18 protein-coding genes are annotated in these 22,147 nt (G+C 59.3%); 7 read left to right on the forward strand and 11 right to left on the reverse strand.

Annotated features, from left to right (window positions below; all coding sequences use genetic code 11):
• Positions 1 to 298: 298 nt before the first annotated feature.
• The 6 genes from FHT84_RS25395 to FHT84_RS25420 all read left to right on the forward strand — a co-directional run bounded on the left by FHT84_RS25395 (position 299) and on the right by FHT84_RS25420 (position 5,267).
• Positions 299 to 685 (forward strand): cytochrome c family protein, encoded by a 387-nt coding sequence (locus tag FHT84_RS25395; protein WP_112342418.1) that lies wholly within the window; start codon positions 299 to 301, stop codon positions 683 to 685.
• A gap of 164 nt (positions 686 to 849) precedes the next feature.
• A complete protein-coding gene (locus FHT84_RS25400; protein WP_112342419.1) occupies positions 850 to 1,653 on the forward strand; it encodes a cytochrome c oxidase subunit II in 804 nt (267 codons plus the stop codon).
• A 56-nt stretch (positions 1,654 to 1,709) separates the two neighbouring features.
• Positions 1,710 to 3,488, forward strand: coding sequence for a cytochrome c oxidase subunit I (locus tag FHT84_RS25405; protein ID WP_112342420.1), 1,779 nt, complete (start codon positions 1,710 to 1,712; stop codon positions 3,486 to 3,488).
• A complete protein-coding gene (locus FHT84_RS25410; RefSeq protein WP_112342421.1) occupies positions 3,485 to 4,189 on the forward strand; it encodes a cytochrome c oxidase subunit 3 in 705 nt (234 codons plus the stop codon). The genes FHT84_RS25405 and FHT84_RS25410 overlap by 4 nt, the downstream gene beginning before the upstream one ends.
• A 12-nt stretch (positions 4,190 to 4,201) precedes the next feature.
• On the forward strand, positions 4,202 to 4,924 hold the full coding sequence (locus FHT84_RS25415) for a heme-copper oxidase subunit III family protein (RefSeq protein ID WP_112342505.1): 723 nt from the start codon (positions 4,202 to 4,204) through the stop codon (positions 4,922 to 4,924).
• 10 nt (positions 4,925 to 4,934) lie between these two features.
• Positions 4,935 to 5,267, forward strand: a complete 333-nt coding sequence (locus FHT84_RS25420) for a cytochrome C oxidase subunit IV family protein (protein WP_112342422.1) — start codon at positions 4,935 to 4,937, stop codon at positions 5,265 to 5,267.
• Positions 5,268 to 5,290: 23 nt separating this feature from the next.
• Here the strand turns inward: FHT84_RS25420 and FHT84_RS25425 are convergent, their stop codons facing one another.
• The 11 genes from FHT84_RS25425 to FHT84_RS25475 all read right to left on the reverse strand — a co-directional run bounded on the left by FHT84_RS25425 (position 5,291) and on the right by FHT84_RS25475 (position 21,520).
• Positions 5,291 to 5,767 (reverse strand): Crp/Fnr family transcriptional regulator, encoded by a 477-nt coding sequence (locus FHT84_RS25425; RefSeq protein WP_112342423.1) that lies wholly within the window; start codon positions 5,765 to 5,767, stop codon positions 5,291 to 5,293.
• A 53-nt stretch (positions 5,768 to 5,820) separates the two neighbouring features.
• Positions 5,821 to 8,535 carry an ABC transporter ATP-binding protein gene (locus FHT84_RS25430; protein WP_183764912.1) on the reverse strand — a complete coding sequence of 905 codons (2,715 nt, stop codon included), beginning with the start codon at positions 8,533 to 8,535 and terminating at the stop codon, positions 5,821 to 5,823.
• 237 nt (positions 8,536 to 8,772) lie between these two features.
• The gene (locus FHT84_RS25435; RefSeq protein WP_112342506.1) at positions 8,773 to 9,918 is read right to left on the reverse strand and encodes a glycosyltransferase; all 1,146 of its coding nucleotides are present in this window, start codon (positions 9,916 to 9,918) and stop codon (positions 8,773 to 8,775) included.
• A complete protein-coding gene (locus FHT84_RS25440; protein ID WP_112342425.1) occupies positions 9,915 to 11,174 on the reverse strand; it encodes a glycosyltransferase family 4 protein in 1,260 nt (419 codons plus the stop codon). Before FHT84_RS25440 ends, FHT84_RS25435 begins: the two co-directional genes overlap by 4 nt.
• A gap of 17 nt (positions 11,175 to 11,191) precedes the next feature.
• Positions 11,192 to 12,406, reverse strand: a complete 1,215-nt coding sequence (locus FHT84_RS25445; RefSeq protein WP_112342426.1) for a glycosyltransferase family protein — start codon at positions 12,404 to 12,406, stop codon at positions 11,192 to 11,194.
• Between the two features lie 100 nt (positions 12,407 to 12,506).
• The gene (locus FHT84_RS25450; protein ID WP_112342427.1) at positions 12,507 to 13,682 is read right to left on the reverse strand and encodes an ABC transporter permease; all 1,176 of its coding nucleotides are present in this window, start codon (positions 13,680 to 13,682) and stop codon (positions 12,507 to 12,509) included.
• Complete coding sequence (locus FHT84_RS25455) at positions 13,679 to 14,677, reverse strand: ABC transporter permease (RefSeq protein WP_112342428.1); 999 nt, start codon at positions 14,675 to 14,677, stop codon at positions 13,679 to 13,681. Before FHT84_RS25455 ends, FHT84_RS25450 begins: the two co-directional genes overlap by 4 nt.
• Positions 14,670 to 16,592: an ABC transporter substrate-binding protein gene (locus FHT84_RS25460; protein ID WP_112342429.1), complete on the reverse strand. Its 1,923-nt coding sequence runs from the start codon at positions 16,590 to 16,592 to the stop codon at positions 14,670 to 14,672. The genes FHT84_RS25455 and FHT84_RS25460 overlap by 8 nt, the downstream gene beginning before the upstream one ends.
• Positions 16,586 to 18,496: an ABC transporter ATP-binding protein gene (locus FHT84_RS25465; RefSeq protein WP_112342430.1), complete on the reverse strand. Its 1,911-nt coding sequence runs from the start codon at positions 18,494 to 18,496 to the stop codon at positions 16,586 to 16,588. The genes FHT84_RS25460 and FHT84_RS25465 overlap by 7 nt, the downstream gene beginning before the upstream one ends.
• Before the next feature lie 160 nt (positions 18,497 to 18,656).
• Complete coding sequence (locus FHT84_RS25470; protein WP_112342431.1) at positions 18,657 to 19,994, reverse strand: adenylate/guanylate cyclase domain-containing protein; 1,338 nt, start codon at positions 19,992 to 19,994, stop codon at positions 18,657 to 18,659.
• Positions 19,995 to 20,344: 350 nt separating this feature from the next.
• Positions 20,345 to 21,520, reverse strand: a complete 1,176-nt coding sequence (locus FHT84_RS25475) for a DUF3095 domain-containing protein (RefSeq protein ID WP_112342432.1) — start codon at positions 21,518 to 21,520, stop codon at positions 20,345 to 20,347.
• Positions 21,521 to 21,665: 145 nt separating this feature from the next.
• Between FHT84_RS25475 and FHT84_RS25480 the strand changes: the two genes are divergently transcribed.
• Positions 21,666 to 22,145: a class I SAM-dependent methyltransferase gene (locus FHT84_RS25480; RefSeq protein ID WP_112342433.1), complete on the forward strand. Its 480-nt coding sequence runs from the start codon at positions 21,666 to 21,668 to the stop codon at positions 22,143 to 22,145.
• Positions 22,146 to 22,147: the final 2 nt, after the last annotated feature.

The following is a 22,147-nucleotide window of genomic DNA, read 5'->3' on the forward strand; positions in this document are numbered from 1 at the left end:
CGTCTACAGAACCCATATCAGCTTCCAGGCACTCAAGCACACCTGCTTGGAAGCCCCGGTTCGGTGTTCCACGGTCAAGAGCCGAGTAGCGACACTCGATGGCAAAACCTTATCGTCAAGAGCGGGCATCGTCTTCAAGATCTCCGCGTCGGAAATCGCCGATTGCTCCCGCGCAAGGAATGACGACTAGCTAATTTAAGGAATAGGCGACAAAGGCGACAAGATTTGATAGATTTATGACCGTCGGTTGCGGTTTGACACATAGATTGGAACACCGATGGAGAGAAAGAGGATTGCCATGTCTTACCGTTTTCTTCCGATCTGTCTGCTTCCCGCCGTTGCTTTCCCACTCGTCGCCTTTGCACAGGAAGGTGACGTCACAGCAGGGGCCACCGTTTTCAAGAAATGCGCCATCTGTCATGTGGCCGAAACGGATCAAAACAAGGTCGGGCCTTCGCTGAACGGCCTGTTCGGCAGGACGGCTGGAACACACCCTAATTTCGCTTATTCGTCAGCCATGCAGGAGGCGGGCAAGGGCGGCCTCGTCTGGAACGAGACGACGCTCCGCGATTATCTGCACGACCCCAAGGCGAAGGTGAAGGGCACGAAAATGACCTTCGTCGGACTGAAGGACGATACCGAGATTACCAATCTGATCGCCTATTTGAAGCAATACTCCAAATAGCGAGATGCGACCATCGGGCCGAGGCATTGGTGCACTCCGTGCGGCTCTGCTGGATAAACCACTACTTTTGCCGCAATTGCCCGGGTGATTTGTTCATGAGATAATACTAAAACGTTTCGCGATGAGATTGCAGAAACGTTCGCGGCCGGGTCAAGGAGGAGACGATGGCTGTCGTATTGATTCTCGTTCTGCTGGTGGTGGGATCAATTGCATTCCATCTGCTGAGCCCTTGGTGGTGGACGCCGATCGCGTCGAATTGGAGTTATATCGACAACACGATCGTCATCACGTTCTGGATCACCGGCATCGTCTTTGCGGTTGTCGTGATGTTCATCGCCTATTGTGTCTTCCGTTTCAGGCACCGCACAGGAAACCGGGCGGCATACCAGCCCGAAAACAAGAGATTGGAATGGTGGCTCGCCGGAGGAACAGCAATCGGTGTGGCGGCGATGCTCGCACCGGGCCTCTTCGTGTGGAATCAGTTCGTCACGGTGCCGGCCGATGCCAGCGAGGTCGAAGTCGTCAGTCAGCAGTGGCAATGGAGTTTTCGGCTGCCGGGGGCGGACGGGCGCCTCGGGCGCGCGAACACGCGCGATGTTACTCCGGACAACCCGCTCGGTTTGGACAAGAATGATCCTGCGGGTCTGGACGACGTCATCGTCGAAGGCGGTGAGTTGCATATTCCGGCCGGCAAGTCGGTGAAGATGCTTCTGCGCTCGATCGACGTTCTGCACGACTTCTACGTGCCGGAATTCCGGGCAAAGATGGACATGATTCCCGGCACGGTGACCTATTTTTGGTTCACACCGACGCGAACGGGAACCTTCGAGGTTCTCTGCGCGGAATTGTGCGGTGTTGGTCATCCGCAGATGCGCGGCACCGTCATCGTCGATACCGATACAGCCTATCAAGCCTGGCTGCAGCAACAGCCGACTTTCTCGAAATCGCTGGCGTCGGCGCAAAAGTAAGCCCCATGCGCCGCTGAGGAGGAATGCCGCATCGGAGGCTACAGGGAGGAAGGAATATGGTCGAGATTGGTTCCGGCATCGAGCAGGTCATCCGGCCCGCTGAAGTCGAGGATGTGGAGCTTTATCATCCGAAAAGCTGGTGGACGAGATATGTCTTCAGCCAGGATGCCAAGATCATCGCTATTCAATACTCTTTGACCGCCATCTCGATCGGCATGGTGGCATTGGTGCTGTCGTGGCTGATGCGGCTGCAACTCGGCTTTCCCGGCTATTTCTCCTTCATCGATGCGGAACATTATTATCAGTTCATCACCATGCATGGCATGATCATGGTGATCTACCTGCTGACCGCGCTATTCCTCGGCGGTTTCGGCAACTATCTGATCCCTTTGATGCTCGGCGCGCGCGATATGGTGTTTCCCTATGCGAACATGCTGAGCTACTGGCTCTATCTGCTTGCAGTCATCGTGCTGGTCGTCGGCTTCTTCGCGCCCGGCGGGCCGACGGGAGCCGGCTGGACGCTCTATCCGCCGCAAGCCCTTCTGTCTGGTACGCCGGGAGGGCGTGACTGGGGCATCATCCTGATGCTGTCATCGCTGATCCTGTTCATCATCGGCTTTACGATGGGCGGGTTGAACTATGTCGTGACGGTGCTGCAGGGACGTACCCGCGGCATGACGCTGATGCGGATGCCCTTGACGGTATGGGGCATATTCACCGCGACCGTCATGGCGCTCCTTGCCTTCCCGGCGCTCTTCGTCGCTGCCGTCATGATGCTGTTCGACCGCTTGCTCGGCACGAGCTTCTTCATGCCCGCGATTGTCGAGATGGGCCAGCAACTGCAGCACGGTGGCGGCAGTCCAATCCTGTTCCAGCATCTGTTCTGGTTCTTCGGCCATCCGGAGGTCTATATCGTTGCCCTTCCCGCCTTCGGCATCGTCTCGGACCTGATCAGCACCCATGCGCGCAAGAACATCTTCGGCTACCGGATGATGGTCTGGGCTATCGTCATCATTGCGGCGCTAAGTTTCGTCGTATGGGCGCATCATATGTATGTGAGCGGCATGAACCCGAATTTCGGGTTCTTTTTCGCAACCACGACGTTGATCATCGCCATCCCGACGGCGATCAAGGTCTATAATTGGGTACTGACGCTCTGGCGCGGCGATATCCATCTGACATTGCCGATGCTGTTTGCTCTGGCATTCATCGTCACATTCATCAACGGTGGACTGACCGGCCTCTTTCTCGGTAACGTCGTCGTCGACGTGCCGCTGTCCGACACCATGTTCGTGGTTGCCCATTTCCATATGGTGATGGGGGTCGCGCCGATCCTGGTGATCTTCGGCGCGATCCACCATTGGTATCCAAAGATTACGGGGCGTATGCTGAACGTGACGATGGGCCACATCCACTTCTGGATCACCTTCCTCGGCGCCTATGCGATCTTCTTCCCAATGCACTACCTTGGCCTTATGGGCGTGCCGCGCCGCTATTACGAGCTGGGCGAAACGGCCTTCATACCGCCGTCGGCGCATACGTTGAATATGTTCATCACCATTGCCGCTCTGGTCGTCGGCGCCGCGCAGCTTCTGTTCCTGTTCAATCTCGCCTGGAGCCTTCGCTGGGGCCGGCAGGCGGGCGGCAATCCGTGGCGGGCAACGACATTGGAATGGCAGACGCCGCAGACGCCGCCCGCGCACGGAAATTGGGGCAAGGAACTGCCGATCGTCTACCGCTGGCCGTATGATTACAGTGTCCCCGGAGCGGATCAGGATTTCTTGCCGCAAAACCAGCCGGCCTCGGTCGGGCCGTCCGAAAGGGCGTTGTCATGAGCGCCATTCTCATCTTCATGGCCGGGATTGCCGGCATCATCGCCTGGTGGATGGCGCGGCAGCGGCTGACCTCGAAACCCTGGCTGGAAACGAGCCTCGCAGGCAATGCGCCTGACATGCGCGGATCATCGGCGACCACGGCGAAAGTCGGTCTCGGCATCTTTCTCGCCGTCGTCGGCGCCTTGTTCGCGCTCCTCATCAGCGCCTATCTTACGCGCCTTAGCGGCGCCGACTGGTGGAGCATTCCGATCCCAAGACTGCTCTGGGTAAATACCGCCGCCCTTGCGGCAAGCAGCGTCGCACTGCAATGGGCAAAAACCGAAGCCCGTCTCGACCGCAGCGAGATGCTGAACACGGCGCTTGCAGTGGCGTTCGCACTGGCGGTTCTCTTTCTGGCTGGACAGGTTTTGGCGTGGCGGCAACTGGTTGCGGCAGGCTATGTGCTCGCCGACAACCCATCGAATAGTTTCTTCTACATGATCACCGGGCTGCACGGCCTGCACATCCTGGGCGGGCTTTTCGTGCTCGGACGGACGACGATCCACGCTTGGACAAACACCGTATCGGCGAGAATCCGCCTGAGCGTGGATCTCTGCGCCATCTATTGGCATTTCATGCTCGTCATCTGGCTGATCCTTTTTGCGCTCTTTGCCGGCTGGGCAAATAGTTTCGTCGATCTCTGCCGTCAGTTGGTCAGTTGAGGAGCCTCGATGATGACCGAATCCATAGAAAGACCAACAAGCGAACCACTTCTGCAACCCGTGGGACTGCGCGGCGTCGCGGCTGACCTTTCATCGGACCAGCGGGCGTTCAAGAACGTCTCCTGGGGCAAGGCGATGATGTGGATCTTCCTCCTCAGCGACACCTTCATTTTCGGCTGTTTCCTCCTGGCCTATATGACGGCGCGCATGTCGACCATCGTCGCCTGGCCCAATCCCAGCGAGGTTTTCGCGCTGACGATCGGAGGCAAGGAAATCCCGCTGATTCTGATTGCCATCATGACCTTCATTCTCATCAGCAGCAGCGGCACGATGGCGATGGCCGTCAACTTCGGATACCGCCGTGATCGCCGCAAGACCGCCGCTCTGATGTTGGCAACCGCAGTTCTCGGCGCGACATTCGTCGGGATGCAGGCATTCGAATGGACCAAGCTGATCAGGGAGGGAGTCCGCCCCTGGGAAAACCCATGGGGAGCGGCGCAGTTCGGTTCGTCCTTCTTCATGATCACCGGCTTCCACGGCACCCACGTCTCGATCGGAGTCCTCTTTCTCCTGATCATGGCGCGCAAGGTATGGCGGGGAGATTTCGACCAGGAAAGGCGGGGGTTCTTCACCAGCCGCAAGGGCAGTTACGAGATCGTCGAGATCACGGGACTATACTGGCACTTCGTCGATCTGGTCTGGGTATTCATCTTTGCATTCTTCTATCTGTGGTGAGGATGGCATCATGGCTGAGACGCAGACACATTCCGGGCAGCAGCATCCGATAAAGCTGTACATGGTGGTCTGGGGACTGCTTTTCGTCCTCAGCACCTTCTCCTACCTTGTCGATTATCTCGGCATTCAGGGCTATCTGAGATGGTCCCTGATCCTGCTGTTCATGATCCTGAAAGCCGGGCTGATCGTCGCCATTTTCATGCACATGGCCTGGGAGCGTCTCGCGCTGATCTACGCCATCCTGGTCCCGCCGGTCCTGGTGCTTGTCTTCGTCGCTCTGATGGTGTCGGAATCGCACTATACGGCGCTTACCCGGCTCGCCTTTTTCGGCGCCGGCCCGTAGCGCGCTCTACACCATCTGCAATCTCAATGCGTCGCCATCGACTGCGGCTGGTTGAGGCGGCTGCGGACGGCGGTCAGTTCCGAGGTCGTATGGTTGAGACGGTCGGCAAGCACGCGCATGATCTCGACAGCCATTTCCGGAAAATCGCTGAGCAGCTTCAGAAAATGCTCCTTGCTGATCTTCAGTGCTTCAAGCCTGGACGTGGCCTTTACCGTGGCGGTACGGGAGACGTCACAGAGGATTGCGATTTCGCCGACGATGGAATTCACGTCGACTTCGGCGACCTTGATCTCGCCGGCCGGGCTATCGACGAGAATATCAGCAGTTCCGGAAAGAACAACATAGGCGGCATCTCCCTGATCACCTTGATGAAACAGGGTTTGGCCAGCATTATAGCTGACGCGATCGGACGTAAACGCCAAGAGTTTCAATTTCGCGGGCGCGATGCGCGAAAAAATCGGCACTCGCTTCAGCATTTCAACTTCGTCTTTCAGAAGCATGAGCTTCGGTACCCCCAGTGTTCGGCCCCAGACGCCACTGTCGAGATAGGATATTACGATAACAGTTCTTTGAACATACCGTTTTTCTCTAAAAGATCGGTGCTTGACCCACTTTCGACAAGACTCCCATGGTCGAAGACCAAAACACGATCGAACAACTCGGCGAAACTCGGGTTGGACAGCACCCAGATGATGGCCGGCGCATATCCGTCGCTGTCGAATGTGCCCAGGATGGCTCTTGCAATCTGTTCCTGAACGCGATGATCGAGCGCCGGCAGCGGACGATTGCAGATGATGTAGTCCGCACGTTTTAAAAGAGCACGGCCAAGATTGAGCTTCTGGCGCTGCACATTCGTCAGGCGCTTGCCGCCCGAGCCGACATCGAAATCCAGGCCGATCGACAGGACGCTGTCATGCATGCCGAGACGACCGAAGACATCATACATGATCTGGTGGATACGCTCGGGCGCATTGGCCTGCTGATGGGCGATGCGGCCGAACAGCACGTTGTCCATCAAGGTCGCCGACGCGGTAAAGCGCTCCGGATCATAACGCTCGATGACCCTGGCAAGATCGGCTGGTATGTTCTCGTAGAATTTCGCCCGTGCATGGACGATCTTTTCCATCAGCATCTGTGTCAGAAGACCGAAGCGGTGACGCGGTTCGATATAGGAGAAGCTCAGGCGGATGATGGCCGCGCGTTCATCGTCGGTCGCCGCCTCATATCCCTTGCCGTTCAGCTTCTGAAGCAGCGCCTCATAGGTCGGAATATCCTCCGCCGTCATGAAGGTCAGCTGCTGGAAGAACGGATGGTCCGGCGGCAGGTCGGTGAAAAGCTCGACAGCGTTTTCGGCGATTTCCAGACCCATATCGTACAAATCCGATACCAGACCCGTCTCGGCGAATATCTGCTGGAAATAGGGATGTGCCGCCAGCTTGCGATTGGTGATCTGCGGCCGCTTCAGCGTACCGAACAACAGATTTTCGCCGACCGTCGCCTGCGGATTATAAACATCGAACTGGAAGGGAACGACGAGGTCCTCCAGCTTCTCTTCCTCAAGCCGCAACCGCAATGCCTGACGCAGCTCGACGATGCGCGATGTCAGATCTTCATGTGCTGCCGCATCGACATTCGAGCGCAGCGCCATGTCGAAAATATCCTGCGACATGGCAACGGCATCGAGAACCGGACGGATCACCGAATAGATATCATCCGGCCCGGTGGCACCGGCAGCCGCATAATCGACCCAGTCGCTATTGAGATCGAATTCCGGATTGGCCGCGCGCCGCGCTTCGGTCACACGCCATTTGGCCTTTGTGGCCTCATCGTCGGTATAGACGGGAGCGATGAGTGGCGCATGCTTGAGGCCATAAAGCAGATTGCTGCGCAACGTGCCGTGGAAGAAGAAGGTCTCGGACGAGGCGTAGGCAATACGTCGTCCGGTTACCGATTCCGGCAGTTCCAGGATATCGCGGCCATCGATCGAGATGCGGCCGCTGTCCGGCCAGATCAGGCGCCCGAATGCTTCCGCCAGATATTCGCCTCCCGCCCCGCTGTCGCCAACTATCGCTACCCTTTCGCCGGGATGAATTTCAACCGAAACGTGGTCCAGCACGCGCGCGCCGCTGTCATCGACGATGGTCAGATTGGTCGCGACGAGAGAATGGGTGATGCGGCCGGCGGGCACGTGCGAAACCGCCTGGATTTTCGGATCGATCAGATGATCGACGCTGAACTGTTCGACCACCTGATTGTATTTGACCTGAACGTCCTGACGCGACTGGTCCCAGTCGATCAGTTCCTTCAGCGGTCCCGGCAAATCCTTATAGGCATTGATGACGGCAACGAGCTGGCCAATGTCCAGGCGGCCCTGCAAGGCCAGGAAACCGCCGATCAGATAAAACAGGAACGGCGTCACCTGAGCGAGGAAGTTATTGATGAATTTGACCAGGAACTTCCACTGGTAGAGATCATAGCGGATCGAGAAGATCAATCCGAGCCGGTGAGCTATGTCCGCGCGCTCAAGGTTGGTGGTATCGTTGGCGTGGATGGTGCCGATACCATCGACGATTTCGCCAACGCGGCCGGAAAGCTCGCGCGCCGTCAGCTGGCGCTGGCGGCCAAGCTCCAGAAGCCGCTTGCGCATGCGGGGAATGACGATCGCCTGTACGGCGACGATGGCCGCGGCGATCATGCCGAGCCAGAAATTCTGCATGATGATGAAGACGAGCGCCGTCACCGCCTGGCCACCGAGAAGAGCGGGCTGGACGAAGGCATCGCCGGTGAAGCCGCCCATCGGCTCCACTTCGTCCTTGATCATGGTGGCGATTTCCGCCGGCTTCACCCGCTTGAAATGGCTCGGAGGGAACCGCAGCACGCGATCGATCAGTTCGAAGCGGATGCGTCGCAGCATGCGCTCACCGAGCCGCCCCTTATAGGTATTGATATAGAGCTTGAAGAGGCCGTTGAGCACGACAAGCGCCAGAAACACCATGCTCAACGCAACAAGCATCCACATGCGGGTCAGCTGGACGCCCTGAAAGACTTCGACATGGCCGATCAGCGGCATGTTGAAGGCAATGTGCATGAACGTCTGCGTATCGCCGGGATGTTCGAAGCCCTTGCCCTGGATCGGTCCGTTGACGATCTGCTTCGGCAGGTCGAAGGACAGAAAGTACGGAATCATCGACGCCGCAACCACCAGCAGTATCCAGACCTGCTCCAGCCGGGTGTTCGACCAAATGTAACGCGCTAGGCTTTTTTCCATTGCTTACTGCAGGCTTTCAGATTCAACGCCCAACGCCGGCCTGATGCCGGCACCGATGTTGCAGAGATGCGGGAAGATTTCGTTGCGGATACGTGGCCCCATTGTGAAAAGGGGAACCGCCCGGTCCTTCGTCCACGCTCCTCCCGATTCATCGATTTTTCGATTTATATCACAAGATTGCAGGAATCCAGGAGGATAAAACGACAGGATGCCTCCGATATCAGCCGCGGCTTTTCCCTATATGGTTCGACGCAGGATAGCCGAGGTTCTGGCGGCGCCGCCAAGATCGATGTCCGGGTTGCTCGGCTTGGGGCGCGACAGCGCGGTTTTCACGGCTGCGACCAGCAATTCGCTCGTCAATCCCGCCTCCGGCAGAGCCAATGCCAAGCCCAGCCTTTCCAGCCGCTCGGCCCGGACGGATTGCTCCGTTTCGCCGCCGGCCGTGAAGGGGACCAGAATGGCGCGGCAACCGGCAACGAGAAGATCGCCGACGGTATTATAGCCGGCTTGCGAGATCGACAGCTCCGCCCCCCGCAGCAGAGACGGAAAATCCTTGCGGAAGCGAACGAGCGCGACATTGCCCGGCGCGCGCCTGGCGAGATCGGCATAATCCTGTTCGGGCAGGTTCGGCCCGGCAATCAGAAGCCAGCGGCGATCGGTCGCCACGCGGCTTGCCGCCTCCAGCGATGCGCGGATCAGATCAAGCCCGACAGCGCCGCCGCCGGCCGATACGACGATATCGAAGGTTTCGACAGGCTCCGGCGGCAAGGCGGGTGCGACAAGACCGGTATAGGCAATCTTGTCGGCGATCGCCTCGGTCAGGGGAAAGGTTTCTTCCAGCCGGACAAAATGCGGATCGCCATGAACGAGCACGCCATCGAAGTGGTCGCGAAGCAGGCCGACGGTCTCCTCGTCCCGGCCCGGTTTCTTCTGTTGCTGCAGAATATCGCGCACCGATGTGTAAAGCCTCGGTTTCGGATCTGCCTTGGCAACGGCATCGAGCAGCGGCAGAAGCTCGAAACGCATCTGTCTGCGGCCGAACGGAAAGGCCTCGATGACGACAACATCGGGGGCAGCCTGCCGGAAAGCATCCAGCAGCAGATCGCGACGACGCGACAGAAAATCTTCGCCGACGGGATTGCCGGCCTGATCGGCCAGCCCGGAAAACCCGGCGCTGCTAGCGACGACGGCCGGCAATGTGACCGAGGTGACATCCGCCGCGGGGAAACCGCTCACCGGTATGCCGCCGGTGACAACAGTCACCTCACAGCCATCCTTCGCCAGGGCGCTGGCAATGCGGCTGGCGCGCGCCAGATGGCCGATGCCGAGCAGATGCTGAACGTAGAAGAAAACGCGCAAAGGCTGGGAATGCGGGGCCGTCATGCGGATTTCCGCCATTGATCTTCCCTTTGCCACTGTTCCTCGAACAGCCGCGTCAATTGCCGGATGCTGGCATGATAGTCGAAATGCTCGCGCACCCGCCTTTCGGCTGCCTCTCCCAGCCCGCGGCGTAGCGCGGGATTGCGAATGGCAGCTTCCAGCGCCGCGGCAAGGGCTTGCGGATTCTCGGATGGAACGACAAGACCGCTTTCGCCATCGTCGATCAATTCGGGAACGCCGGAAACATTGGTGGAAACGCAGGGGAGACGCTGGCTCGATGCTTCCACGAGCACGTTCGGCAGGCCGTCGCGATCGCCGTCGGCCGCAATGCGGCAGGCAAGCGCAAAGATATCGGCCTGACGATAATGGGCAAGCACATCCTCCTGGGCCAGCGCGCCCTTCCAGGTGATGCGATCGGCAATGCCGAGCGTGTCGGCCAATGCCTTCAGCTTTGCCAGCCCATCGCCGCCGCCGATATGGGTAAAGCGCCAGTTGAGATCGCCAGGCAGCAGCGCCAGTGCCTTCAGCAAGACATCGTATCCCTTTTTCTCCACTGCGCGCCCGACGCTGAGAATGAAGGCGGGGTCGGAAGCATCCGTGCCGTTCCGATCGGAATGTTCGCCGGCGAAGGGAGCGAAGCGATCGAGATCCAGGCCATGATAGCTGAGATAGACCTTGTCATCCGCCTGGATCAGATCGCGCATGTGCTCGAAGCCGGTGCGCGTGCAGGTCACCGCCCAGCGGGCTCGGTCGAGCTTTTCAGAAAGCTCCCAGTCCGGCGACGTCCAGATATCCTTGGCATGCGCCGAGCAGGTCCAGGGAATGCCGGTCATGATGCTGGCATAGGAGGTCACCGAAGCCGGCGTATGGATGAAATGCGCATGCAGCCATTCGCCACCGTCTGGCCATTCATGCGCCAGAACCAATGCCTGGCCGAAGCGCCGCACGCGGTTTGGGGTAATGTCCCGCTTCAAGTCGGCCCAGAATTGCTTCACGAGCGGCCTGAAGCCCGGCTTGCCGATGCCTGCAAAGAAGGCCCGCAGCACCCTCAGCGGTTCGTTGTGCAGATATTCCGGCAGATAGACGACGCGCGCCTTGATTTCGTCATGGACTGGATGACGCTTCTTGTCCGTCGGCTTGCGCATCGAAATCAGCGTCAGGTCGAAGCCGGCCCTTTCCAGGCCAAGCAGCTCCTGCGCAATGAAGGTTTCCGACAGGCGAGGATAGCCCTTGAGGACCACCAGGATTTTCTTCCGCATCGACGGCTTCCGATGCTCTATTCTGCAACGATCGACAGCGGCGTATAGCGCTCGCGATCATCGAACCACTCGCCGATGGTGCGCGAAATATGCACCAGGCCTTCAAGGCGCATATTACTGCTGCTTGCCGAAGGCGGCGCGCGGTTCGGCAGGCGCTTCAGGGCGGCGGCAAGCTGCCTCGGATCGGCGGATTCCTCCGGCAGCAGCATATCGACGAGGCCGAGTTCGCTGGCGCGCTGGGCGCGGATCAGCTGTTCCTCGCGTGGACGCGTGCGCGGAATGATCAGCGCCGGCTTATCGAAGGAGAGGATCTCGCAATAGGTGTTGTAACCGCCCATGGCGACAACGGCCTTGGCGCCGGCAATCAGCTCTTCCATTTTGTTGTCGAACTCGATCACCTGCAGACAATCGATCTTGCTGGCGCGCTCCAGGAGCTGGCCGCGCTCCTTGGCGGGCATATAGGGGCCGAGGACGATCAGCGTCTTCTGCGTGAGGGAGCTGTCCTGTTCGAACGCGGCAACCACATCGCTGACGAGATCGGCACCATCGCCGCCGCCGCCAGTCGTCACCAGGATATAGTCCTCGTCGGGCACATGTTCGGATTTCGTGCCCAGAGTGGAAACGCTACGCTGCAGAAAGCCGACGAACTCCATCTTCCGCCGCACGCCCGCTGGCACATCGAGCCCGATAAGGGGATCATGGAAATCCGGCGGCCCGTAGACCCAGACGCTGTCGTAGAACTGATCGATCTTCTGCAGCACGTTGTTTTTCTTCCACTCCGCCTCCAACAGGTGCGGTGCGTCCATGACATCGCGCATGCCGAGAACAAGCGTCGTACCACGCGCCTTGAGATAGGTCAGGGTCTCCTCGACCTCGCCCTTGAGGCCCAACGGCTCCTTGTCGACGATGAAAACATCCGGCTGAAAGGTTTCCGCCGTATGACGGATGATCGACTGCCGCATCTTCAGCGTTTCCTGCAACGCGACATGGCTCGCCATAGACGTGTATTCGCCGTCACGCAGCTTGATCACGCTCGGCACTTTGACGAAATCCACACGGGACCGATAATCGAATGCCCCGGCAATCGTCGCGCCAGAGATAATCAGCACGTTCAGCCCGCGATAATCCTCCACGAGTGCATGCGCGATCGTCCGGCATCGCCGCAGGTGACCGAGACCGAACGTGTCGTGGCTGTACATGAGGATTCGAGCATCTTCTAAGCGCCGCTTCATTGGCAAAACCTCTGGGGGTAAAAGTCATAACGCGGTTTGTCGGCAAACGACATCCGCGACCGCTCGTCGAATTGCAATCCTGTCTTCGCCATTCACCCTGCTATTTGTAGGGATCGGCGGCATCACGCAACCCGTCTCCTAAAAAGTTGAACGCCAGAATAACCAATATCACCGGGATCATCGGAAAAAGAAGCCATGGATAGAAGGCGATCACGCTGACGTTCTTGGCCTCGGTCAACAGGATGCCCCAACTCGTGATCGGCGGACGAAGGCCCAATCCAAGGAAACTTAGGGCAGTTTCGCCGAGAATCATGCTCGGCACCGAAATTGTTGCGGTAGCGATCAGGTGCGACATGAAGCCGGGGACGAGGTGACGGCCGATGATGCGGGGCGTGCTTGCTCCCATCAGTTGCGCGGCAAGCACGTAGTCCTCCTCGCGCAAGGATAAAAGCTTGGAGCGTACGGCGCGCGCAAGGCCTGTCCAATCCAGGATGCCGAGGATGATGGTGATGCCGAAGTAGACGATGATCGGGCTCCAGCTTACCGGCATGATCGCCGCAAGCGCCATCCACAAGGGCAGGCTCGGCAGCGACTGCAGCACCTCGATCACGCGCTGCACGAGAAGATCGAAAAGGCCGCCATGATAGCCGGCAAGCCCGCCGATGACGATGCCGAGCAGAAAACTGATTGAAATGCCGATCAACCCGATCGTCAGGGATATGCGCGCGCCATAGATGATGCGCGACAGCACGTCACGTCCCAGCCTGTCGGTGCCGAGCAGATACATCTGGCCGCCGACGGCCGGGCAAACCAGATGAAGGTTCGAGTCCACCAGCCCCCAGAAGCGATAGGCGTCCCCGCGACAAAGGAAACGGATCGGCTGCACATCGGAGGGGTTATCCGTGTAGATCCGGCGCAGCGAGTCGATATCGAGCGTCATCTTGCGGCCATAGACGAACGGCCCGACGAAATTGCCCTTGTCGAACAGGTGGATCATCTGCGGCGGCGAATGGATATAGTCGACATTGCGGGTGTGCAGCCCGTAGGGCGCCAGGAATTCCGCAATCACGATCATGCCATAGGCCAGCAGAAGGAAGATGCCGGATGCAAGCGCAAGCTTGTGGCGCTTGAATTTCCACCACATCAGCTTCTTTTGCGACGCCATGTAATAGCGTTGCTGGCCTGCGGACGTGGCTTCGAACTGATCTGGATCGAAATTCGCGTTCGAGACATAGTGCTCTAGAGGAGCACCGGGCTTTGGCAGGGATACGCTCACTTTGTGCTCCTGCCTTGCAAGCGGATGCGGGGATCGAGAAAGCCAAGGGCGATATCCGAGATCAGCACGCCGATGACGTTGAGAAAGGCCAGGAACATCAGGAAAGAGCCGGCGAGATACATGTCCTGGCTCTGCAAGGCCCGGATCAGCATCGGGCCGGTCGTCTCCAGAGACAGCACGATGGCGGTGATCTCGGCACCGGAAATGATCGCCGGCAGGATCGACCCGATATCGGCGACGAAGAAATTCAACGCCATGCGCAATGGATATTTCACCAGCACCCTCAACGGATGCAGCCCCTTGGCGCGCGCTGTGACGACATATTGCTTCTGCATCTCGTCGAGCAGATTGGCGCGTAGGCGGCGGATCATGCCCGCCGTTCCGGCCGTGCCGACGATGATGACCGGAATCCACAGGTGCGACAGGATCGAGCGCGCTTTTTCCCAGCTCATCGGCTGCGAGAGATATTTTTGATCCATCAAATGGCCGATCGATACGCCGAACCAGACATTGGCGAAATACATCAGGATCAGCGCCAGCATGAAGTTCGGAATGGCGATACCGAGCAGCCCGAGGAAGGTCAGCCCGTAGTCGCCCCAGCTGTATTGATGGGTGGCGGAATAAATACCGATCGGGAAGGCGATCAACCAGGTCAGAAGGATCGTCGTCATCGACACGAGGATGGTCAGCCAGAGCCGATCGCCGACCACTTCCGAAACCGGCAGCTGATACTCGAAGGAATAGCCGAAATCGCCATGCAGCATACCTCCGGCCCAGTGCAGATATTGAAGCGGCAAGGGCTTGTCGAGCCCATATTCGTGGCGAAGATTCTCCATATCCTGAAGATTCGCGGTATCACCCTGGGCGCGCAATTCCGCGATCTGGCTATCGAAGAAGTCGCCGGGCGGCAGCTGGATGATCGTAAAGACCAGCATCGAGATGACGATCAGGGTCGGAAGCATCACCGCAACGCGCCAGAGAATATATCTAAGCATTCGGACGATCCTCCTTCATCCAGAAGGTATCCGGCATGTAGACGCCGAGCAGACAGGTCGGATCGAAGCCGTAGAGCGCCTTTTCCGGCACATTCTGCATGCGCGCCGAATGCACGATCGGCTGGAAAGTGCCGTTGACCAGACCGATGGAGAAAACCTGGTCCGTATAGATCTTCAGCATCTTGTGCCAGACCTCGGCCCGCTCGAAGGAGGAGGCAGCCTCTTCCCATTCGCCCAGCAGCTTGATCAGCTCGGTTGCCTCCGGCACGTCCGGCGCCACGCCTTGTGTCTGGCGCGATAGATAGTACATGCCCCAAAGCGGCCACTGCATCTGGTCATTGGTCGTCGGTGCCAATTCGCCCGGATTCATGTCGGCCGTCGCCACCCCATTGTCGAGGCCGTACCACAGCGACATCAGAATGCGGCCGCCCATGGCGCGGCTGCGGAAAATATCGCGTTGCGATACGCGGGTGAAAAGTGCAATGCCGACCTTGCGCCAATGATCGGTAACCAATTCCAACACGTCCGTGTCAAGCGTGCTTTCGCCCGGTGTCTCAACGGTGATTTCCATTCGCCGGCCGTCCGGCAGCAAGCGGACCCCGTCTTCATCCCGCTTGTCAAGGCCGGCGGCGTCCAGAAGAGCATTGGCCTGATCCGGATCATGCGCGATCCAGGCAGAGGCATATTCGGGTTTGAAAAGCGGGCTGTCAGGCAACACAGTGTTGGCGCTCGCTGTTCCGAGACCGTAGAAGACCGCCATGTTGATCTCGTGACGATCGATCGCAAGCGACAGCGCTCTGCGGACCCGAACATCGCGCAAGAGGTCGCGCCAGACGGCGTCGGCGCTGTTGAGATTGGGGTACAGGGCGACACGCGATCCACGCGCTGCCTTCCAAAGATCGACCTTAATCTTGCTCGGATTGCGCTTCTCGGCCTCTTTCAGGAAAGTATAGTCGTTGAAGTCTATGCCGGTTGCCTGAAGATCGCTTTCTCCTGCCCCGGTCTTGGCCGGAATGATCGACGACGAACTGATGTCCAGGATCATGCGATCGATATAGGGCAGTTGCCGGCCGTTCTCGTCGACGCGATGGAAATAGGGGTTGCGCTCGAACACGAACTGCTCCGCCGGCGGCGCCGTCGTATTCTTCCACGGGTCGAGCACCGGCAGATTGGGGTTTTCCGGGCGGTACGAGCGGCCCATCTTGATATGCAGATCCTGCCATTTCTTCGCTCTGTTTTCCTGCATCAGCGATGAAAGACGAATCTTGTCCTGGTATTTCTTGTGGAACTGCTTGAGATAGTGGGCCGGCCCGGCAATGACGAGCGGCTGCGGAGCGGCAAGGATCGGCAGGAAATTCGGATTGGGATCATCCCAGGTGTAGCGCACCGTGAGCTCGTCGAGCATCTCGAAATTCGGCAGGCTTCCGTGCGGGCGCAATTCGAGCGCGCCACCGCCGGGTGTCAACTCCTTGTTGAGAATGACATCCTCCCACCAGTAACGGAAGTCGTTGGCGGTGAACGGATGCCCATCGGACCATCTATGCCCTTCACGCAGCTTGAAGGTGAAGACCGTGTCGTTGACGGCGGAAAAGGATTCCAGAATATCCGGCTGAAGCGTCAGCGTGCGATCGTAACCCACGAGGCGCGCATAGCCGTAGATCGTCATGAGACGGATATCGTTCTGGCTGCCGATGATCGTACGGACGGAGCCACCGTAGCGGCCGGGCGTGCGCCCCATGGCGGCGACATTGACGACGCGCGGAAATTTCGGCAGCCGCTTCGCAAGATGCGGCATCTGGCCGGCTCGCAGCCAATCGGCGAGATAGTCCGGCTCGTTGTCGACCTCCGCCGCAGCAAGAGGCGGCGGCAATATGGTGGAAGCCAGCAGGCCGAGAAAGCTTCGCCGCGTTACCATTTGCGCAGCTCCTGGGCTTCGACGCCCCGGCGGGCGCGAACGAAATGGCCGCCGCCCAGATCAGCATAGGCAAGGTCTCCGTCCGCGCTTTCCGAGAATTGCGGCCCCCATTTCTGTTTGGCGGCCGGTCCCTCGCTGTTCAGAGCGGAGAAATCCAGAGGCCGGTCGAGATCGGGGAACGGGACGGCGGCAAGCAACGAGCGCGTATAGGGATGAACGGGATCGCGAAGGATGATTTCGCGCGGCGCGATTTCGACGATGCGCCCCCGCGCCATGACGGCGATCCTGTCCGCCATGTAATCGACCACGGCGAGATTGTGCGAGATGAACAGGTAGGTCAGGCCGAGTTCCTTTTGCAAGTCCTTGAGGAGGTTCAGGATTTGCGCCTGAACGGACACATCGAGTGCCGAGACCGGCTCATCCAGGATGAGAAGCTTCGGCCCAAGTGCCAGGGCGCGCGCAATGCCGATGCGCTGGCGCTGGCCGCCGGAAAAGCTGTGCGGGTAACGGCTGAGAAAATGCTTGTCGAGGCCGATCGCCTGCATCAGCGCCTCGACCTTCTCCTTGCGTTCGGCACTATCGCCATGCCCATGGATTTCCAGGGGCTCGCTCAGAATATTGCGGATCGTCATGCGCGGAGAAAGCGACGAAACCGGATCCTGGAAGACCATCTGTATCTTCGTGCGCAGATCCATCAACTCGTCGCCCTTGACGGACAGCACGTCGATCTTGCCGCTGCCGTCGTCGAAGCTGACGGAACCGCTGTCGGCCGTGATGCCGCGCATGAGGATCTTGCTCACTGTCGTCTTGCCGCAGCCGCTTTCGCCGACCAAGCCGAGACATTCGCCGCGGCGGATATCGAAGCTGACATTATCGACGGCACGGAACTTCGTGCCGTCCCGCCTGCCGAACAGGCCGCCGGCCTTCGATGTATAGGTCTTGGTCAGGTTGCTTACGCTGAGCAGGACATCGGGTGCCGTGCCGGTGGCGGGCGCGCCGTTGCCGATCAGCTTCTTCTTGCCGGAAAAGGTGCCGAGATTGACGGGGACATCCCGAAGGGACTTCAGCCGTTCGCCCGGCTTCATGTCGAAATGCGGCACCGCCGACATCAGGGCCTTCAAATAGCGATGCTGCGGCTGGCGGAAGATCGTTTCGACCGGCCCGGCCTCCATGATTTCGCCGTGATAGATAACGACGACCTCGTCGGCCATATTCGCCACGACACCGAGATCATGGGTGATCAGGAGCATCGCCATGTTGAAGGTTTGCTGGAGGTTGCGCAGCAGACCGAGAATTTGCGCCTGGATGGTGACGTCAAGCGCGGTGGTCGGTTCATCGGCAATCAGCAGCGCCGGATTGCAGATCAGCGCCATGGCGATCATCGCACGCTGGCGCATGCCGCCGGAGAGCTGGAAAGGATACATGTCGAAAGTATGTTGGGGATCCTGAAAGCCGACGAGGCTCAGCATTTCCTCAGTCTTCTCGCGCTGCTCCGCCCTGCTGGTGTCGGGGCTGTGAATACGGAGCACTTCGCTGATCTGGTTGCCCACCGTATGCAACGGCGACAGCGACGTCATCGGCTCCTGGAAAATCTTGGCCATGCGCGCGCCACGCAGCCTGCGCATAGCGGCGCCATCACGCGGCAGTTGGAGAAGATCGGTGGTCTCGCCGTCGAGTGGGTCGGTAAAAAGGATCCGCCCCGTCGCGGTTGCCGGCGTCGGCAGGATGCCCATGATCGACTGGCTGATAATGGATTTGCCGGAACCGGACTCGCCGACAAGGGCCGTGACCTTGCCGGGAAGCACCCTCAAACCGGCGTTTTTGACGACACGCAGATTGTCCCCGTAAAGGGAAAACGAGACGTCGAGGTTCTCAATACGCAGTAGATCAGTCCCTGACGCCATACATATTACTTCCCGCTCACATGACCTTTGTGGCCTTAGGCGGCACACTAACGTAGGGCATAACGGGTGTCTAGCTGGTCAAGGCGGTGCAAAGACTGTAAAAAATCTGTCGTCTTTCCAGTGATATATCGGCCTATGCTGAACCAGGCTGCGGCAGAGGTCACTGGGTCAGGTTTTCGACTTGAACACGGCCTTCGAACTTCTTGGCATCCCTGTGCAGGAGGATAACCTGCTCGGCTTCGGAGAGCCCGTCCGCCGCCGCGTCGTGGAAAACCTCCACCGTACCATTGGCAATGGAGGCTGCCATCGGAGAGACCACTGTAAAGCGCTGGCGCACGCCGCGCAGCTTTTCTTCCCCGAGTGTTCCCCACTCGCAGTCGGTGTAGCCGGAAAAGGCCTGGCTCGCGACAACCTCCGTTCCATATTTCTTGGTCAGGGACTGCAGCCGCTCCACCTCGTTGACGGCGGCGCCGAAGGCCGAGAACGTCAACCGATCCTTCAATCCGACATTGCCGAACATGACGTTGCCGACGTGCAGGCCTATTCCGTAACGCACCTCGCTCAAATTGCGCGCCTGGCGATCCTTGTTGAGGGCAGCAACGCGGCGCTGCGCCTCGAAAACGGCCGATAGCGCCGCTTCGCAAGCCACCTTGGACGGATCCTTGTGGCGGCCGCAGGGATAGACCGCCAGGAATCCATCGCCGAGAAAGCTCATGATTTCGCCCCCATTGCGGTTGAAGGGGGCCGCGATCGCGTCGAAGAACTCGTTCAGCGTATCGATATAGGCCTGCCGCCCTTCCTTTTCGGCATAGACGGTGGATTGCCGCATATCACCCATGACCAGCGCCGCGCGGATCGTCTCGCCGTCGCCGCGGCGGATCTGCCCGTTCAGCACGCGCTTGCCGGCGTCGCCGCCGAGATAAGTGGTCAACATGTTGTTGGCGAGCTTACCTAGAACCGCCATCTTGGCCGCCATGGCGAGATGGTTCTGCATGCGCATCAGCGCTCCGATCATCTCCTCGCTGAAGCCGCCGATGCTGTCGGTTGACCAGGAACCCATCATGCCCTGGACAGAACCCGCTCCAAAGGTCTGCACGAAGGCCATATAGTCGGTCACCTTCTCCTTGCGCAGGTCCTCGAAAATCGGAAACTCCACGGCTCCATCCACATCGATCCGACGACGCAAATGCAGGAGATTATTGGAGAGAAGATAGTAATAGGGGCTCTGCATGAAGCGTTCCGGCCGATCGTTAACATGGCGATAGCCTTCGATCGTCAGGCCGCCCGCCCGCCGCCAGGTAAATCCGAGAGCATCATAAAGCGGATGCAGCATAGAAAAGGTCAGATGCACGCGAACGAGCGGCATCCCCGTCGCCGCCATGCGCTCGCAGAAGCCCCGCACGATGGTCTCCAGGTTTTCGCCGGTCAGCGCCGCCTGCGTCAGCCATTCCGCTACTTTATCGAGAAGAATATCGGAAACACTCGAATGAATAGTCATTATCCCCGCGGTCCATATTGCAATGCCTGATGTTTCGTCCCGGCCATGGAATGCCGCCGTCTCCGCAACCCCCTGCCTATCGGCTTGAGGTCGGACAAAATCACCATGCGACAGCGTCGATGCTTTCCTTCGTCAGGTCATGTCGACGCCAGAAATCCGGCTGCATTTCTCCCGCACCCCCGCATATGAAATGCAGCAAAAGACGATCGCCGCAACCGGCGACTCTCGTTTTGTTCTCTTTGAGATAAGGCGCATATGACGCTGAAACAATGGCAAAAACGAAGCGGATCGATAAAATCGCGACCGCGGCCCGAGGCTGCCAGTCGCGTCACCGCTCCATCGCGTGAAAATCACTCGCCCGCGGCAAGCGCCGGCGGCCTCTTTTCCCGCAAGGCCATTGCCGCCATTGCATATCCGCCGCTCGCACCGTCGATGAAATGCATATGGTCTCGCATAAGCGGTGTCGGCACGAAGCATGTCATCAGGGCGCTGTCCTGCCGGTGCAGTCCAAAGCGGCAGACACCTGCGGCCTCCGCCTGCTGCAGACGCGCCTCGATGCGCTTGAGATGCGCAGCATCGACGTCGATCGTCATTTTCAGTCCATCGTCGAATTTGCGAAAATCGGAATTTGCTGCAAGGTCCCGCCGATAGATCTTGGCATCGAAGGTCGCGGCCCTGATGCCGAACCTGTCGAGAATCCAGACGAGGACGATCTGCGCATCGATGGCCAGCTTTCGCCACCAGCGATCGGTGGGAGCGGCCACGGCGCGCGCTTCGATATCCGCGCCGTCGAAGCTCAATGCCGGCGTCGGGCCTTCGACCGGCACCGGATGACCGTCGCGGTTCTGCTCGGCGGAGATGGCAATGATATCGGCGACCAGCCGTTGAAACCTAGCGTCGTTGCCGGCATCGCCCGGAATGGCGATGATGGAGACAATCTCGCCGTTATGTGCCTTGATCGGGTTCCAACGACAGGAAAGGCCGGTCAGATCCGGCTCTACCTTTGTCGGCGGCGCCTCGACGATGAATCGTCCTGCCTTCATCTGCCGTTCCGCCCAGCTCGTCCCGCCGCCGGAAAACATGGCATAGGAAACGTGGTTGCTCGGGCTGAAGCGGGCGACCCGCACGTCCAGGCCCTCGCCGCGGATCACCGTCATCGGCACCAGGGCCGTGCGCAGGTCGAGCTGCAATTCCTCCATCACCCAGGCCCGGACGGCCGCCAGCGCACGGCGTACCCGCTCCTCTCCCGACGGAGGGATCGCCACCAAAGCGCCGTCCCCGCCGAAGGCAAAGGGATAATCACCTCTCTCCAACGCGTTGAGCACGGCGGAAATCACGCTGGCGCCCGCCATGTTGACTGATTTGTAGTGGCCGGCGGCGATTGCCTTCGTCGAGCTGACGATATCGGCGATCGCAATCAACCAGTCGTCCGGCAGCGGCTGATAATTGGCGCTGTCGGTCACGCCCTCGAAACGGGTGAAGCCCGTGAGTTTATGGAAGAAATCATCTTTCGGTGGTTCGACCATGATATTTCCCCCTTCAGTGAGCACCGCGACGATCTATCCCTACAGCAAAAGCGCCGAAAAACCAGCGGGCGGTCGACGCCGCGATGCGGGCCGTGCTACTCCGGTCGGGAGAGAGGCACAAGACGCCAAGGATATTTGAAATACGATGAGCCGCCTGGATAGTTTCATTCGCCGCCTGAGTGCGCAGCGCGACATCCTCAACGCCGTTGCCGAGGAGGTCAGAACGCTTGACGGACCCGTGCTGGAACTGGGGCTCGGCAATGGCCGCACCTTCGACCATCTGCGCGAACTTTTCCCCGATCGCCGCATCATCGCATTCGATCGGGCGGCCAATGCCTACGGCCCGTCCATGCCGTCGGCCGACAATCTCATCCTCGGTGAAATCAAGGACACGGCCAGGGGCTTCGTCGGCGCGAAGGCCTCGCTTGCCCATGCCGATATCGGCACCGGCTACGAGGACAAGGATGCGGTGACGCTGACCTGGTTGCCCGGGATCATGGCCGGCGTGCTCGTTTCAGGCGGGATTGCCGTCAGCGGCCTTCCCCTCGATCATCCGGATCTTCAGGCGCTTCCCCTGCCCGCTGCCGTCAAGCAAGGGCGCTATTTCATCTATCGGCGTCGCTAATT

The organism is Rhizobium sp. BK289, assembly GCF_014193575.1.
In the GTDB taxonomy this organism is placed as follows: Bacteria; Pseudomonadota; Alphaproteobacteria; order Rhizobiales; family Rhizobiaceae; genus Rhizobium; species Rhizobium tropici_C.